16 protein-coding genes are annotated in these 15,168 nt (G+C 28.0%); all 16 read right to left on the reverse strand.

Annotation, left to right across the window (positions count from 1 at the left end; translation table 11 throughout):
* Positions 1-70 precede the first annotated feature (70 nt).
* The 16 genes from phoU to sigK all read right to left on the reverse strand — a co-directional run bounded on the left by phoU (position 71) and on the right by sigK (position 15,100).
* The gene (phoU, locus tag I4V63_RS02400) at positions 71-727 is read right to left on the reverse strand and encodes a phosphate signaling complex protein PhoU (protein ID WP_195999771.1); all 657 of its coding nucleotides are present in this window, start codon (positions 725-727) and stop codon (positions 71-73) included.
* 97 nt (positions 728-824) lie between these two features.
* Entirely contained in the window at positions 825-1,589 is a 765-nt protein-coding gene (gene pstB, locus I4V63_RS02405; protein ID WP_195999706.1) for a phosphate ABC transporter ATP-binding protein PstB, read from the reverse strand.
* 95 nt (positions 1,590-1,684) lie between these two features.
* A complete protein-coding gene (pstA, locus tag I4V63_RS02410) occupies positions 1,685-2,509 on the reverse strand; it encodes a phosphate ABC transporter permease PstA (RefSeq protein ID WP_195999707.1) in 825 nt (274 codons plus the stop codon).
* A gap of 2 nt (positions 2,510-2,511) precedes the next feature.
* Complete coding sequence (gene pstC, locus I4V63_RS02415; protein ID WP_195999708.1) at positions 2,512-3,405, reverse strand: phosphate ABC transporter permease subunit PstC; 894 nt, start codon at positions 3,403-3,405, stop codon at positions 2,512-2,514.
* A gap of 91 nt (positions 3,406-3,496) precedes the next feature.
* A complete protein-coding gene (locus tag I4V63_RS02420; RefSeq protein WP_195999709.1) occupies positions 3,497-4,345 on the reverse strand; it encodes a phosphate ABC transporter substrate-binding protein in 849 nt (282 codons plus the stop codon).
* A gap of 247 nt (positions 4,346-4,592) precedes the next feature.
* Entirely contained in the window at positions 4,593-6,272 is a 1,680-nt protein-coding gene (locus I4V63_RS02425; RefSeq protein ID WP_195999710.1) for a HAMP domain-containing sensor histidine kinase, read from the reverse strand.
* 3 nt (positions 6,273-6,275) lie between these two features.
* Entirely contained in the window at positions 6,276-6,974 is a 699-nt protein-coding gene (locus tag I4V63_RS02430; RefSeq protein ID WP_195999711.1) for a response regulator transcription factor, read from the reverse strand.
* 19 nt (positions 6,975-6,993) lie between these two features.
* Positions 6,994-7,734 carry a peptidoglycan editing factor PgeF gene (pgeF, locus tag I4V63_RS02435; protein WP_195999712.1) on the reverse strand — a complete coding sequence of 247 codons (741 nt, stop codon included), beginning with the start codon at positions 7,732-7,734 and terminating at the stop codon, positions 6,994-6,996.
* 209 nt (positions 7,735-7,943) lie between these two features.
* On the reverse strand, positions 7,944-8,402 hold the full coding sequence (nrdR, locus tag I4V63_RS02440; protein WP_195999713.1) for a transcriptional regulator NrdR: 459 nt from the start codon (positions 8,400-8,402) through the stop codon (positions 7,944-7,946).
* A gap of 60 nt (positions 8,403-8,462) precedes the next feature.
* Positions 8,463-8,744, reverse strand: a complete 282-nt coding sequence (locus I4V63_RS02445; protein WP_195999714.1) for a YlmC/YmxH family sporulation protein — start codon at positions 8,742-8,744, stop codon at positions 8,463-8,465.
* Between the two features lie 185 nt (positions 8,745-8,929).
* Entirely contained in the window at positions 8,930-9,703 is a 774-nt protein-coding gene (sigG, locus tag I4V63_RS02450; RefSeq protein WP_195999715.1) for an RNA polymerase sporulation sigma factor SigG, read from the reverse strand.
* Positions 9,704-9,785: 82 nt separating this feature from the next.
* Complete coding sequence (gene sigE, locus I4V63_RS02455) at positions 9,786-10,493, reverse strand: RNA polymerase sporulation sigma factor SigE (protein ID WP_195999716.1); 708 nt, start codon at positions 10,491-10,493, stop codon at positions 9,786-9,788.
* A 9-nt stretch (positions 10,494-10,502) separates the two neighbouring features.
* The gene (locus I4V63_RS02460) at positions 10,503-11,303 is read right to left on the reverse strand and encodes a sigma-E processing peptidase SpoIIGA (protein WP_195999717.1); all 801 of its coding nucleotides are present in this window, start codon (positions 11,301-11,303) and stop codon (positions 10,503-10,505) included.
* A 255-nt stretch (positions 11,304-11,558) separates the two neighbouring features.
* Positions 11,559-12,680 carry a cell division protein FtsZ gene (ftsZ, locus tag I4V63_RS02465; protein ID WP_195999718.1) on the reverse strand — a complete coding sequence of 374 codons (1,122 nt, stop codon included), beginning with the start codon at positions 12,678-12,680 and terminating at the stop codon, positions 11,559-11,561.
* Positions 12,681-13,233: 553 nt separating this feature from the next.
* Positions 13,234-14,289, reverse strand: coding sequence for a type IV pilus twitching motility protein PilT (locus I4V63_RS02470; protein ID WP_195999719.1), 1,056 nt, complete (start codon positions 14,287-14,289; stop codon positions 13,234-13,236).
* Between the two features lie 115 nt (positions 14,290-14,404).
* Positions 14,405-15,100 carry an RNA polymerase sporulation sigma factor SigK gene (gene sigK, locus I4V63_RS02475; RefSeq protein ID WP_195999720.1) on the reverse strand — a complete coding sequence of 232 codons (696 nt, stop codon included), beginning with the start codon at positions 15,098-15,100 and terminating at the stop codon, positions 14,405-14,407.
* Between the last annotated feature and the right edge of the window lie 68 nt (positions 15,101-15,168).

The raw sequence follows: 15,168 nt of genomic DNA on the forward strand, positions 1-15,168 counted from the left end.
ATTAACCTAATATTTTTATTTTTGTCAACTAACAAAAAAAGAATATAGGTTTCCCCCATATTCTTTATTATTACTCATTTAAATCTACATAATCACCTTTTGAAGAAAAAATTATCCATTCACAAATATTTGTAACATGGTCCCCAACTCTTTCTAGGTATTTAGATGCAAATAATATTTGTGCTCCCTTATTTATCATTGCTTCATCTTTTGCCATCTTCTTTAACATATCATTAAATAATCCACGATATAAAATATCAACTTCATCATCCATTTTGCAAATTTCATAAGCAGCTTCTACATCACTTGCAACAAATGCTTCTATTGATTTTTTTATCATTTTTCTCAAAATATCTACCATTTGCCAGATTGGTTCACATTCTTCACCTAATACATCAAGTTCTACTCTTTGAGCAATTTTACAAATATCAACTGCATAATCAGCCATTCTTTCTAAATCCGTAACTATCTTTGAAGTAGTAAATATCTTTCTTAAATCAGTTGCTACAGGAGATTCCATAGCCATGAACTTTAAGCATTGCTCTTCAATTTTTCTATTTAATTCATCAACCTTATCATCATTATCCATTACTTGCTTTGCAAGGGCCATATCCTTGTTTTTAAAAGCTTCTATACTATTATATATTTGCTTTTCTACTAAACTTCCCATTTCAGCAAGCTCAGATTTTAGAAGTTTCATTCTTTTATCTAAAAGATTTCTTGTCATCATCTCACTCCCTACTTACTTAATTCTATTCAAATGATTTTTATATTAAAACTTTAATTTACACCTAGCAATACTTAAATTTATCCATTTCTAAATTTTAGCCGAATCTTCCTGTGATATAATCCTCTGTTCTCTTATCCTTTGGTCTGTAGAATATATCCTCCGTCTTACCATATTCAATTACTTCACCTGATAAGAAAAATGCAGTTTTATCAGCAATTCTTCCTGCTTGTTGCATATTATGAGTGACAATTACTACAGTATATTGCTTCTTTAATTGATCCATAAGTTCTTCCATTTTGTTAGTTGAAATAGGATCTAATGCAGATGTAGGCTCATCCATTAATATTATTTCTGGTGAAACTGCTATAGTTCTAGCAATACATAATCTTTGTTGTTGACCACCTGAAAGACCTAACGCAGATTTTTTTAATCTATCTTTAACTTCATCAAAAAGAGCTGCACCTCTTAAACTTGTTTCTACTATTTCATCTAATTTCTTTTTATCTTTAATTCCATGAATTCTTGGTCCATAAGCTATGTTGTCATAAATTGACATAGGGAATGGATTAGGCTTTTGGAATACCATTCCAACTTTTTTTCTTAAATCTATTTCATCATAATCTTTATATATATCTTTTCCATCTATTAATATTTGACCATTAATCTTTACACCTTCAATTAAGTCATTCATTCTATTTAAAGTTCTTAAGAATGTTGATTTACCACATCCTGAAGGACCTATTAATGCCGTAACCTTTTTTGATTCTATATCTAAATTTATGTTTTTTAATGCTTTATTATCACCATAAAACAGTTCTAAATTTTTAACCTGAATCTCAGGCTTAATTATATTTGACATATTTACACCTCAAAATCTTATGATTTTCTTTCATTAAAATAATTGCTTATCATAATAAAAACTATTAATTATTTCACTATACTCAAAATTAAACATTAGTAATTTGCTTTATTAAATTTCTTGCTCACAAACTTTGCTAAAATATTTAATACTAAAATCATTACAATTAAAACTATTCCAGCTGCAGCTGCTGAGGCAATATCACCCTTCTCCTTAGTCTCAAGGAATGCATGAACTGTTAAAGTTCTACCACTTGCCATTATACTAGTAGGCACCTTATAAACTGTACCTGCGGTTAAGAAAAGTGCTGCTGATTCTCCAATCACACGCCCCATTGATAGTATTACTCCTGAAAGTATTCCTGGAATTGCACTTGGAAGTATAACTTTGTATAAAGTTTGGAATCTTGTTGCCCCAAGCCCAAGTGAAGCTTCTCTATATGATGGTGGAACTACCTTTAAAGCTTCTTCTGTTGTACGAATAATTACTGGTAAAATTATTATTGCAAGAGTCAAAGATCCTGCTATAAGTGAATATCCAAATTTTAATGTTGTTACAAAAAATGCTGCACCAAATAATCCATATACGATTGATGGTATACCTGCAAGAGATTCAGTTGAATATCTAATTATTCTAACTAATCTTCCTTGCTTAGCATATTCTTGCAAATAAACTGCTGCTAATACACCTATTGGTGTAGCAATAACTAATGATAATCCAATAGTATATAAAGTTGAAATTATAAATGGCTTAATTCCACCACCACCTGATGGTTTATATTCACCAAATAAATAATTAAAGTTTATAAGTTTATATCCTTTTAAAAATATAAATCCTATTATAAATACTAAAATTCCAACAGTTATTAATGCTGATAAATATAATAATATCTTTAAGATATTTTCTTTAAATTTTCTCATTTTTACTTACCTTCCTTATTAGAAAGTTTAGAAATAACTAAATTTAATATTAAGATGAATGCAAATAATACAACACCTGTAGCAAATAATAACTCTTGGTGTGATTGAGTTGCATATCCCATTTCTAAAGCTATATTACTTGTAAGAGGTCTAACCTTATCAAAAATAGATGTAGGTATTTGAACTGAATTTCCGCCAACCAATATAATAGCCATTGTTTCTCCAATTGCTCTACCACAGCCTAAAACTATGGCTGCAAGTATACCTGACTTTGCTGCAGGTACAACAACCTTAAACGTTGTTTCTATATGTGAAGCTCCAAGTGCAAGAGATCCTTCTTTATAACTTTTAGGAACAGCTTTTATTGCAGTAGTAGAAACTGAAATTATTGTTGGAAGCATCATAATTGCTAAAACTATAATTACTGCTAATAAGCTTTGTCCTTGTGGTAAATTAAAGGTATTCTGTATCCATGGAACAATTACTGCCAAACCAAATAATCCGTATAATACAGATGGAATTCCAGCTAAAAGCTCAACTGCTGGAATAATAAATTTTGATACACCCTTTGGTGCAACTTCTGCAATAAATATTGCTGTTAACAATCCTATTGGTACCCCTATTATTAAAGCTCCTATCGTACCATAAATAGATGCAATTATCATTGGTAATATACCATACTTTTGATTTTCTGATGTAGGATACCATTCAGTACCAAAAATAAATTGGGTAAATGATTTTCCTTCTACAAAAAATGGTCTCAATCCTTTATAAAATACAAATCCTATTATTAAAACTAAACTTATAACTGCTATAAGCGCACATATTAAAAATATTGTTCTCGTAGCTTTATCTACGATGTATTTACTTTTATTTTTTTTATTTTCCTCTACCATTTTAGTCCTCCTAATGGTAATAACACACTAATATTGATTTTTATAGTAAAAATGCCTCCTCCATAGAGGCATTTTCACAATATTTATTTTGTTATTCTATAGTTATTAATTTGTTATCCGCTACTATTTGTTGTCCTTCTGAGCTTAATACGAAGTCAACTAACTTTTGTCCTTCTTCTGTTAAATTATCTTTTGAAGTTACTAATAAGAAAGGTCTAGAAATCTTATAGTCTCCAGCTTTTACATTTTCAGCTGTTGGTTCAACATCATTAACATTTAAAGCTGAAACTGTATCATCAATATATTCGAAAGAAGCAAATCCAATTGCATTTACATTTCCAGCTACTGTAGTTTTAACAGCTCCGCTACCATCTGAAATTGATGCATCTTTAGTTAACTCTTCTGATTTATATCCAACAATTTCTTGGAATGCATCTCTAGTTCCTGAACCTTCTTCTCTTGAAACAACTACGATTGGTGCATCTGATCCACCTAAGTCTTTCCAGTTTGTAATTTCACCTGTATATATTTTTTTAACATCTTCTAAAGTTATGTTTTTAACAGTATTTTTGGGATTTACTAATAAGGCAATTCCATCATATGCAACAGTAGTTGCTTCTACTGAACTCTTTTCTTCATCTTTTAATTCTCTTGAAGACATTCCTATTTCTGAAACTCCTCCAATAACATCTTTTATTCCTGCTCCTGAACCATTTTGTTGTATTTCTAATGTAACATTACTATTTTCTTCTTCATAAATTTCTTGGACTTTTTCCATTAATGGACCTACTGAAGTTGAACCTGAAATTGAAATAGTTACCGCTCCTGAACCAGTTGTATCTCCTTCTGCTGATTCATTAGATCCACATCCTACAAATGTTGCTCCAACCATAGTAACTAATAATGCCCCTACCATTAATTTCAATTTTTTACTTCTCATTTTTATTCCTCCACTTTCATAAATGAATTTTTTATTCATATACCTTACACAAATAATATTATTCCTCTAAAGTTAAACTAATATTACTAAAATGTTAAATAGAGTTAGAGAAATGTTAAGAGAATGTTAAATAGGTATATTCTTGTCTTATTCTGTAATAATAATAAAAAAAATAAAGATAAGCAGGAAACATAAAAACATTTCACCACATTATCTTTATTTACACTTTTATTAGCATTTATAATAATTATTTTTTAATTTTAACAGTAAACGTACTTCCTACTCCAAGCTCTGATTCCACACTTATATCTCCATTAAACAACCTTACAATATGCTTAACTATAGCTAAACCTAATCCGGTTCCCCTAGTAGATCTTGATTTATCTACCCTATAAAATCTTTCAAATATTCTCGGAATATCATTTTTAGGAATTCCTATACCATTATCACTAACTTTAAATATAAAGTATTTACCATCTAAAGTTAAATTAATTTTAACAATTGCTCCATCATTAGAATATTTAATTGCATTTTCAATTAAATTAAGACCTAATTGATGAAATTTATCTTTACTTCCTACAATCGTATCCTCAAATTCATCTTTATATTCAATAACTATATTTTTCTTTAAAGCTTGATTTTTTACTATTTCTAGCACATTTTCAACCACTTCTCCTGGTTTAAAACATTCACTATCCATTTTGTGAAGATTTTCAATATTAGAAAGCACCAAAATATCATTTATTAAATTAGTTAATCTTTCTGATTCTTTATCGATAATATCTAAAAACTTATTTTTAGTTTCATTATTTTCTACATATCTTAATGTTTCTGAAAATCCTTTTATTGAAGTTAATGGCGTTTTTAATTCATGTGAAACATTTGCTACAAATTCACTTCTCATATTTTCTAATCTTTTAATATCAGTAATATCTAGCACAGATATTACAACACCTATGGTATTTTTTGAACCACTAATAATAGGTGCTTTCTTAACTCTTAATTCCCTTTCTACTGGATGGAATAATTTAATTTCTCTTGCAGCTATTTCAGGCATTTCTCTAATAAAGTTTATTAAATCATAATCTATAATACAATCTGATAAACTCTTTCCTATAATATCTTCTTTTAAAGCAAATAACATTTTTGAATATGGATTAATTAAAATTATTTTTTCATTATTATCAATAGCAATAACTCCACTTTCCATACTTTCTAAAATAGCTTCAAGTTTATTTTGCTTATCTAATGAATCTTTTATCTTTATTTCAAGCTGATCCGCCATATTATTAAAAGTTTGTGCTAAAAATCCAATTTCATCATAATTATAAATAATTGCTCTTTTATTTAAATTACCATTTGCTATTTTAGTCGTAACTTTTTCAAGCTCCTTAATAGGATACACTATTATTCTTACAAGCTTTATTGCAAATATTAAAGATAGTATAAATACAGCAATTACTATTGCAATATAATATTTTAAAGCTCCTGATGCAAATACCTTAATTGCAGTTATTGGCACCGAACTTCTTAGAACAGTATTATCATCAATTTTAGTTGCATAATAAACTAAATTAGTTCCTAAACTTGCACTATACCTTACGCTACTGCCAGTCCCATTTTTAAAAGCATCAATAATTTCCTGCCTATTATTATGATTTTCTAGACCACTAACTTCATTATCAAAAATTACATCCCCATCTTTATTTACAAGAGTAAAACGAACTACATTACCTTTAAATTTATATAAAGATAAATCTATCTCATTAATAGTTTCTTCCTTTGCTAAAAGCGAATTATACAATGCTAAAGTTTCTTTTGCATCATTTATCGTACTAATATTAACTAATGCTATAAAAGAACTAGTTACTATTATTAAAGCAAATATTACAGTAATAATTACTGATGTTATAATTCTTTTTTTCATACTTTAACAATTAGGATTAAATCTATATCCTACTCCTCTTATAGTTTCAATAAGCTTAGGATTTTTATCATCCTCTTCAACTTTCTTTCTTAAATATCTTATATGAACATCTACTGTTCGTGTTTCTCCTATGTATTCATATCCCCATATCTTATCTAGCAAAGTATCTCTGGTTAATATTTTTCCTTTATTCCTAATTAAAATTTCAAGAAGCTCAAACTCTTTAAGAGTTAAATCTAACTTTTTATCTTTGACATGTATTTCTCTTTTTTCAAAATCAGCTTTTAAATTTCCAAATACCAATACACTACTTTCTGGTTCAACCACAGAAAATCTTCTTAATACAGCCTTTACTCTTGCAAGTAATTCTCTAACAGAAAATGGTTTAGTAATATAATCATCTGCACCTAATTCTAATCCTAGTATTTTATCAAGTTCCTCACTTTTAGCAGTAAGCATTATTATTGGAGTGTTTCTTATTTCACTATTACCTCTAACTTCCCTGCAAACATCATATCCATCTTTACCAGGAATCATTAAATCTAATAAAATTAATTTTGGCTTTTCTTCAATTGCAAGTTTTACTGCATCAATTCCATTATTAGCTTTAATTATTTTATATCCATTATTCGTTAAATTAAAGCTTATAAGTTCTAAAATATGTTCTTCATCATCTACCACTAATATTTTTTCATTTGCCATTTTCTATCACCCCAAAATTTTATTTAATATAAATAAATGAAAATAATCTTCCATAAGTACCATTACTAGCTCTATAGGAAAATAATTTACTTTTCTTTTCACAATGTGTACAAAGCTTTAATGAATAAATATTTTCACTTTTTAACCCAATATTCTTTAAATCATGTTCTATACAAAGTTCCATACTTAAATTTCTTCCATTAAAAAGTTTTTCTGCCGGAATCGTATTAAATTTTTCAATAAATTTTTCTTTTAACTCTTCCGATATCTCATAGCAGCATTGTCTAATATGCGGTCCAATATAAGCCTTTATATTCTTAACATTCGAGCCATATTCATTAATCATCTTTTCTACAGCTTTTTTGCTTATATCATTAAAGGTCCCCTTCCAACCACTATGAACAGCTCCAACTACACAATTAACCTCATCCAGTAATATTACAGGTACACAATCAGCTGTAAATGCACCAACTATAACAGACTTTTCATTTGTTACTATTCCATCTCCTTCATTTTCAATAAATTCTTCGTCTTTACCCTTATAAACAAAAACCTTGTCACTATGTATTTGTCTAATATACTTAACTTCATTAACTTTAAAGTCTTCTTTTAATGATAAAAGGTTATTCATTCCATCTTCTGTGTGTCTATTAAAGCTTCTATTCATTTCTGCATTAGAAAATACTACATTAATATTTTCACCTTCTAAAATCCAAAAATCCTTAAAAGCTTTAAAATCATTAACATTTAAATAATTCATAATCCACCCCTATATTTCTATATCTGTATTTTAACATTTTAGATATTCATTTACCAATTAATCTAAACAACTTTTAACACGATTTTAACTTTGAAAAAACACTCAGTAATTTATTTTATATATAAGCCTTACCTAAATTAAAATATTTCTTTAATTATAGTCATTAATTTATTATATCTATAAAAAAGACTACCCATAGGTAGCCCATTTTATTTATTATTTGTTCTTAATACATTTATCTCATCAATAAATGTAGTTATATCCTTAAATTCTCTATATACAGATGCAAATCTTACATATGAAACCTCATCAAGATTTTTCAATCTATCCATTACCATTTCACCAATAACACTTGATTCAACTTCAGTTAACATATTATTTGAAATATTTTTTTCAATATCTTCTGCCAATTCTTCGATTTGCTTTCTAGATATAGGTCTCTTTTGACATGCAATAATAAGCCCATTTACAATTTTTTCTCTATTAAAGTTTTCCCTTGTAGAATCTCTCTTAACAACTAAAATCGGAATATCTTCAATTTTTTCATAAGTAGTGTATCTTCTACCACAACTACTGCATTCCCTTCTTCTTCTTATTGTTGTATTATCATCAGTGGATCTAGAATCTACAACCTTACTTTCATCATAAAAACAAAAAGGACACTTCAAACAAATCACGCCTTTCCCTTATAGTTATATTTGTATTATACAATCTTTTTGTACTTAATACTATATTTTATTTTCATCTTGATTAATTTCTATACCTGTCGCATCGACAATTATTACGTCAACCCCTACTTTAACTATTTTCTCCCATGGTATCTCTATATCATCTTCTTTAGAAAACCACCCTTTATTACTATTAGAAGGTAAAAATATTGATACTATTTTATTTGTATCTAAATCAACCTTAAAATCCCTTATATATCCAAGCTTACTTCCTGTTGATATATCAACTACCTCCATACTTCTTATAGCATTTACAGAATATAAAATTAAGTCACTCTCCATAATTATCTCCTCCAACTTAAATATGTATTTTCTTTACCATATTTATATATATGATGTGACCTTTCATTTTATTAAATTATTTATATTTTATGCTTTAAGAAATATATAAAATACTAATACTTGTCCACTCCTTATAATTTTAGATTATATCACCTTTTTAACAAAAAAATAGGACTCAAAGAGTCCTATACATACTTTCTCATATGCTTTAATGCTGTTTTTTCTAACCTTGAAACTTGCGCTTGTGAAATTCCAATCTCATCTGCAACTTCCATTTGTGTTCTCCCATTAAAAAATCTTAATGTTAAAATTAATTTTTCCCTGTCATTTAATTTTTTCATAGCTTCTTTAATTGAAATGTTTTCTAACCAGCTATCATCACTATTCTTAGAGTCACTAATTTGATCCATTACATAAATAGCATCTCCTCCATCGTGATATATTGGTTCAAACAAGGAAACTGGATCTTGAATTGCATCTAAAGCAAAAACAACTTCTTCTCTAGGTATATTTAATTCTTTTGCTATTTGGGATACTGTTGGTTCCTTATTATTATCCTTTATCAATTTATCTCTTACTAATAAAGCCTTATAAGCTACATCCCTTAAAGATCTACTTACCCTAATAGAGTTATTATCTCTTAAATACCTTCTGATCTCTCCTATTATCATAGGTACAGCATATGTAGAAAATTTTACATTTTGAGATAAATCAAAATTGTCTATTGATTTCATTAAACCAATACACCCAACTTGAAATAAATCATCTACATTTTCTCCTCTATTATTAAATCTTTGAATAACACTTAAAACTAATCTTAAATTCCCCTTAATGAAAGTTTCTCTTGCTTGTGTATCTCCGCTTCTCATCTTTAATAGGAGTTCTCTTTTTTCCTTTTCCTTTAGTACTGGTAATTTGGAAGTATTCACCCCACAAATCTCAACTTTGTTGATAATCAAAGTCAATCACTCCTTCAGAAGTAATAACATACTGCATTTAAAATTATTTCCGTTAGAGGATTGTTTTATACTAAAGACAACCTTAAATCATTTTATTTATTTCTTTCTTTAATCTATTTATTATTTTCTTTTCCAATCTTGAAATATATGATTGTGATATACCAAGCATATCTGCTACTTCTTTTTGAGTCTTCTCTGTATTACCAGAAAGTCCAAACCTTAATCTTACAATTTCTTTTTCTCTGTCATTTAAATTTTTTAATGCTAAAAATAATAATTGCTTGTCAACTTCATCTTCAATTAAGTTATATACTGTATCATTTTCAGTACCTAAAATATCAGATAATAACAATTCATTTCCATCCCAATCTATATTTAATGGCTCATAAAACGATACTTCAGCCTTAACTTTTGTATTTCTTCTTAAATACATTAAAATCTCATTCTCAATACATCTTGATGCATAGGTTGCTAATTTAATTTTCTTTTCAGGATTAAATGTATTAACAGCCTTTATAAGGCCTATTGTTCCAACAGAAATTAAATCTTCTACTCCAACTCCTGTATTTTCAAATTTTCTAGCAATATAAACTACAAGTCTTAAATTTCTTTCTATAAGAATATTTCTTACTTCTTCGCCCCCACTTGCTAAGTTCCCAACTAACTTTTCTTCTTCATCTTTTTTTAATGGTGGTGGAAGTGCATCATTTCCACCTATATAATCTACTCTTTTTCTAAAAATATTAAATTTAGATAAAAATTTATTTAATAGTAAAATTAACTTTCCCATATATCCTCCTTATACTATACCCCTTGATAACAAAGCCTGGAACTCATCTTCTTTACTCAATTTCCTTTCACATCCACATACTATTGCATCAACTCTTGTCCAGCTATTGCTATCTTCATTTTTTATCATTATATTTCCTTTAAATCCTTTAACTTCTCCAACTTCGTTTATAGTATCATATTTAATAACAAATTTTTTATCATCTGGAATATCAAATTGATTGAAGTAGTTATTCTCAACAATAACGCATGGTAAATTTGTCACTGGCTCTCTTAATTCATTTCCTGTATCTAAAAACCCTTTTACTAGTACTGTTCTTGTTCCCTCTGTAATATATATATCATATAAAAAATTTTTAACTAAGGCTCTATCTTTAAGTAAATCCACAATTCTATTTATAAAAATAAATACAATTGCTACAGCTAGCACTATATATTTTATTGAATTGTTTTCAAGTACAAATGCCTGTCCGATCATATATGTGTTTTGCATTTGTAAAGCACCAAAACATATTCCTCCTAGCATAAAAGCTAACATAAAAAAGACCAGGATTGATTTTAATACATATTTAATTTTTTTACTTTCCAAAGAAATATATATCATAATTGCAGGTATCAATAATTTAAATGCTATGGAATTTAATAAATTTACATTACAAAAAATAACTAACCCGTATAAGCCTCCTAAAGCCGCTGCAATACATATATTCCGTTTATTAAAGCTAAACCTTAATAATTTGAAAGTAAGTAATAGTAAGAACAAATTGATTACTATATTTTCAAATATATAAATATCAATATACACTTCCATATGTTCATCACCTCAATATATAAATTATAGCTTTATCTCTAAATTTTTTTTGTCATTTTAACGGAGTAAAATTTATTTTTTAAACAAAGTTTTTTTACATATTATGCCTAAATATTCTTATTTGTTATAATAAATCTTTTATTTCATTTTTAATCACTTTGATAATATAATTAAAATCATAATTAAAAACAAAAAAATAAATAGAAATTGTAATTATTACAATTTCTATTTATTTTATATTATAATTATTAATTTTTACTTTCTTGATCTTAGGAAACTTGGTATATTAACGCTTTCTCTGTCTAAATCTAATAATGGATCATTATGAGTTGCCTTAACAGGTTCTTCTTCCCTTTTAATACTTTCTGTTACAGGTTTTGGTTCAATTTTTGCTTCAGGTGCTGAAGCTATAACTTTACCATTATCTTCTTCAAATCCTGTTGCAATAACAGTTAATCTGATTTCATCATTTAAAGTTTCATCAATAACTGCACCAAATATGATATTAGCATCTATATCAGCTGCTTCTCTTACTATTTCAGCAGCTTCATAAACTTCAATCGCTCCTAAATCTACTCCACCAGTAAAGTTTATTATAACTCCAGTAGCTCCATCTATTGAAGTTTCTAATAAAGGAGAAGAGATTGCTTGTCTAACAGCATCTTGTGCTTTATTATCACCTTTACCATAACCAACACCCATATGTGCTAATCCTTTATCCTTCATTACTGTTTCAATATCAGCAAAGTCAGCATTAACTACGCCTGGTATAGTAATAAGGTCAGAAATAGCTTGTACCCCTTGTCTTAATACTCCATCTGCTAATTTAAATGAATCCAATAATGTTGTCTTCTTATCTGCCATAGCAAGAAGTTTTTCATTAGGTATTATAACTAATGTATCAACATGTTGCTTTAAGTTTTCTAATCCCATTTCAGCATGTCTCATTCTTCTCTTTCCTTCAAATGGGAAAGGTTTAGTAACAACACCAACTGTTAAAATATTCATAGATTTTGCAATTTCTGCAACTACTGGAGCGGCACCTGTACCAGTTCCTCCACCCATACCTGCAGTAATAAATACCATGTTAGCACCTTTTATTGCTTCTGCTATTTCTTCTCTACTTTCTTCCGCAGCCTTTTTTCCAATTTCAGGATTCGCCCCAGCTCCAAGACCTTTTGTAAGTTTTTCACCTATTTGGATCTTTGTAGTAGCTTGTGAAAGCAATAATGCTTGTTTATCAGTATTAACAACTATAAACTCAACATTTCTTAACCCCTCAATTATCATTCTATTAACGGCGTTACCACCGCCACCACCGCATCCAATTACTTTTATATTAGTTAATTCCTGCATATCTAACTCGAAATCTAACAAAATAACTCCTCCTTAAAACTCTCTATTAGTAATTAAAATACTTTCATAATATTACTTTATTAGTTCTTCTTAATTAGCTTAATTATAGTATTAAACATAAATTATTCCGTACTCTAATTTTACATCATTACATATATGTTAACAATAGTAAAATGCTAACTATTGAAGAAAATTGTAATGATTTTTTTATATTTCATAAAAAAAATGATCAAAAAATGTTACTTTTATCTATAATGTACTATAATTTATTTCTATATCTTTATATAATAATAATAATTGCTAATTTTAAAATAATATATTTTAATCCATCAAATTATATATTCAACAAAACTTTAAAAATCCCTCTAACTTTTAACATTTTTTTATTTTTATCGAAAACTTATCATTCAGATTTACTCTTATAATGAGCTTTTATTTACAAAATTGTAATTTAACTTTATTTATGAAATCCACATATTAGATTTTATCCTATAAATAGCTTTAATTTGATATATTTAAACTTTAAATTTTAGTTATAATAAAAGGACGTAATTTCTTACGCCCTTGATATTTCTTATAAAATCATTAATCTTTTTAAAGTTTCCCTATCCACTGCATACGTCATTGCTGTTTCCATTGATATAACACCTTTTTTATATAATTCAGATATAGCCATATCCATAGTTTTCATACCATATTTACTTCCTGTTTGTACTGCTGATTCAATTTGATGTGTTTTACCTTCTCTAATTAAATTTTGTATTCCTGGAGTACTCACCATTATCTCTAAAGCAGCAACACGTCCATTGCTATCAATATTAGGTAATAGTTGTTGAGATACAACAGCTTGTAATACCGATGATAACTGTATCTTAACTTGTTGTTGTTGATGAGGTGGAAATACATCTATTATTCTATCTATAGTTTTTGCCGCTCCAATTGTGTGTAATGTAGAAAAAACTAAATGTCCTGTTTCAGCTGCTGTAATAGCAATGGATATAGTTTCTAAATCTCTCATTTCTCCAACCAAAATTACATCTGGATCTTCTCTTAATATAGCTTTTAACGCACTTCGGTAACTTTTACTATCCTTACCAATTTCTCTTTGATTAACTATACACATATTATGCTTGTGTAAGTATTCTATAGGGTCTTCTAAGGTTATTATATGTGCTTGTCTTGTATTATTTATTTCATTAATCATAGCTGCTAACGTTGTACTTTTACCACTGCCAGTAGGTCCTGTAACTAAAACAAGCCCTCTTTTTTTAGTTACAATATCTTTAAGTACTGCTGGATGCTTTAATTGATCTAATGTTGGTATTTTAAGTGCAATAACTCTTATTGCTATAGCATCACTATTTCTCTGTTTGAAAACATTCACCCTAAATCTTCCGATTCCTTGTGCTGAATAAGACGTATCAAATTCTCCGATACTTAAATACTCATCATACTTTTCTTTTAATATTTCTTTTGAAAACTCTTCAACATCATTTGGTGATAATCTATCTTGCCCTAAATGAATAAGTTTACCATTACATCTTATAGTTGGTGGTAGACCAACAGTTAAGTGTAAATCCGATGCTTTCATTTGTATCGTTTTACTTAAAAGTTCCTGTAGTATATACATATTATTTTCTCCCTGATTTTATATCTGATCGTATCTTATTTTTTTATCATTAATTACATTTTAGTAAAATAATACAATAATCACAACTAATTTTGTAAGCTTAATTCTTTTTTTGTCATTTAGCACTAAGTTCTTTTCTCAATTTCTTTAACGCTTTCTTTTCTATACGAGAAACATAGGATCGTGATATACCAAGTAGGCTTGCTATTTCTCTTTGAGTTTTACATTTACCATCTACCAAGCCATATCTCATCCTTATAATTTCTCCTTCTCTTTCACTTAATGATGTATTAATCTTTGAATAAAGAGCTCTTATTTGTATATTAGTTTCAACTTTATCAACTACAGAATCTTTATCACTACTTAATACATCGATTAAACTTATTTCATTACCTTCTTTATCTACCCCTATAGGATCATGTAAAAATGTTTCTCCTTTTTGCTTTTTACTACTTCTGAAGAGCATTAAAATTTCATTTTCAATGCATCTAGATGCATATGTAGCTAATCTTGTTCCCTTTGATGCATCAAATGAATCAATTGCTTTAATTAACCCCACTGTACCGATTGATATAAGCTCATCTATATCTTTATTCGGTATTTGATACTTTTTCACAATATGTGCAACCAACCTAAGGTTTCTCTCTATCAATACTCCTTTAGCCTTCTTATCACCAGCTTTTAATAGTTCCAAATACTTCTCTTCTTCTTTTTCATCTAAAGGCTGTGGAAACGTGTTATTACCTGATATATATCCTGTAAGAAAAACATTAGTACAGAATAACTCCAGAATATTACTAAAAAATATCACTAAGCTTCCTCCTAGTAGTGCTTATTATATAATATGATATTTTCTTAAAATATTGCTTGAAGATTATA

The sequence above is a fragment of the Clostridium sp. 1001271B_151109_B4 genome (assembly GCF_015670405.1).
Taxonomy (GTDB): Bacteria; Bacillota; Clostridia; order Clostridiales; family Clostridiaceae; genus Clostridium.

Coding starts and splice junctions, on each gene's coding strand:
- pstC (WP_195999708.1), bottom strand. CDS start 3,405: ATGGTAGAGGAAAATAAAAAAAATAAAAGTAAATACATCGTAGATAAA.
- I4V63_RS02430 (WP_195999711.1), bottom strand. CDS start 6,974: ATGGCAAATGAAAAAATATTAGTGGTAGATGATGAAGAACATATTTTA.
- pstA (WP_195999707.1), bottom strand. CDS start 2,509: ATGAGAAAATTTAAAGAAAATATCTTAAAGATATTATTATATTTATCA.
- I4V63_RS02420 (WP_195999709.1), bottom strand. CDS start 4,345: ATGAGAAGTAAAAAATTGAAATTAATGGTAGGGGCATTATTAGTTACT.
- phoU (WP_195999771.1), bottom strand. CDS start 727: ATGACAAGAAATCTTTTAGATAAAAGAATGAAACTTCTAAAATCTGAG.
- pstB (WP_195999706.1), bottom strand. CDS start 1,589: ATGTCAAATATAATTAAGCCTGAGATTCAGGTTAAAAATTTAGAACTG.
- I4V63_RS02470 (WP_195999719.1), bottom strand. CDS start 14,289: ATGTATATACTACAGGAACTTTTAAGTAAAACGATACAAATGAAAGCA.
- pgeF (WP_195999712.1), bottom strand. CDS start 7,734: ATGAATTATTTAAATGTTAATGATTTTAAAGCTTTTAAGGATTTTTGG.
- I4V63_RS02445 (WP_195999714.1), bottom strand. CDS start 8,744: ATGGAGAGTGACTTAATTTTATATTCTGTAAATGCTATAAGAAGTATG.
- sigE (WP_195999716.1), bottom strand. CDS start 10,493: ATGGGAAAGTTAATTTTACTATTAAATAAATTTTTATCTAAATTTAAT.
- I4V63_RS02460 (WP_195999717.1), bottom strand. CDS start 11,303: ATGGAAGTGTATATTGATATTTATATATTTGAAAATATAGTAATCAAT.
- I4V63_RS02425 (WP_195999710.1), bottom strand. CDS start 6,272: ATGAAAAAAAGAATTATAACATCAGTAATTATTACTGTAATATTTGCT.